This is a genomic window from Streptomyces sp. NPDC031274 (genome assembly GCF_055570235.1).
Window position 1 is genome coordinate 1 of sequence record NZ_JBVIHP010000467.1, and the last position, 1,054, is coordinate 1,054.

The following is a 1,054-nucleotide window of genomic DNA, read 5'->3' on the forward strand; positions in this document are numbered from 1 at the left end:
CGCTTCGCCCCGGCCTTGATGGCCTCGCGGATCCGGGTGTACGTACCGCACCGGCAGATGTTGCGGATCGCGTCCAGGTCGCCGTCGCTGATCTCACGACCAGCGGCGGCGGCCTGCCGCACTTTCGCGACGGCGGCCATGATCTGGCCCGGCTGGCAGTACCCGCACTGCGAGACATCCAGCTCCAGCCAGGCCTCCTGCATCGGGTGCAGCTCCTTGCCGACGGTGCCGGGCAGGCCCTCGATCGTGGTGATCTCGTCGTCGGTGCCGATCTTGGAGACCGGCACCGAACAGGGATTGAAGGCCTTGCCGTTGATGTGCGACGTACAGGACTGGCAGACGCCGAGACCGCAGCCGTACTTCGGCCCGGTCACGCCGAGCAGGTCACGCAGCACCCACAGGAGGCGTACGTCGTCCTCGGCCTCGACAGTGATCTGCTCGCCGTTGAGCTTGAAGGTGTGGGTCGGCACGGAAGGCTCCTCAGTAGGCGCGGTCGAGACCGTCGGTCGGGGACTGCGGCGTGGACGGCTCGAGCGGCAGCGGCTCGAAGCTGAGCGTGCCGTGGTTGATCGGGAAGCTGGTCGGCATCGTGCCGGTGGCGCGCGCGTAGGCGCAGGCGATGGCGGCGAACGCGGGCGCGACCCCCAACTCGCCCACACCGGCGGGCTTTCCGGTGGTCGTCCCCATCACGACGACGTCCAGTTCGGGCGGGGTGTTCCACTGCCGCGTGTAGAAGTAGTTGTCCCAGCTGCCCTCCAGCGGGATGCCGTCCTTGATGTGCAGGCTGGAGGTGAGCGCCATGGCGAGCGCGTCGTTCATCCCGCCCATCATCTGGGCCTCGATGCCCCGGGGGTTGATGGCGAAGCCCGCGTCCACGACCATCAGCGCCTTGGTGACGCGAGGACCGGCAACGGCATCCTTGATCTTCCGGTTCACTATCTCGGGCCGGCAGTCGATCTCGACGAGCGCGGCGACCGCTCCCCGGTACTCGGCGTGCAGCGCGATCCCCTGGGCGACACCGGACGGCAGCGGCCTTCCCCACTCGCCCGCCTCG

General features: G+C 68.9%; 2 protein-coding genes. Both read right to left on the reverse strand.

Annotation, left to right across the window (positions count from 1 at the left end; all coding sequences use genetic code 11):
- The coding region (locus ACZ5CR_RS47230; RefSeq protein ID WP_468870249.1) for a (2Fe-2S)-binding protein at nt 1-470 on the reverse strand (470 nt) is incomplete at its 3' end.
- Nucleotides 471-480: 10 nt separating this feature from the next.
- Nucleotides 481-1,054, reverse strand: a 574-nt coding sequence (locus tag ACZ5CR_RS47235) for a molybdopterin cofactor-binding domain-containing protein (RefSeq protein WP_468870250.1), incomplete at its 5' end; no start/stop codon positions are given.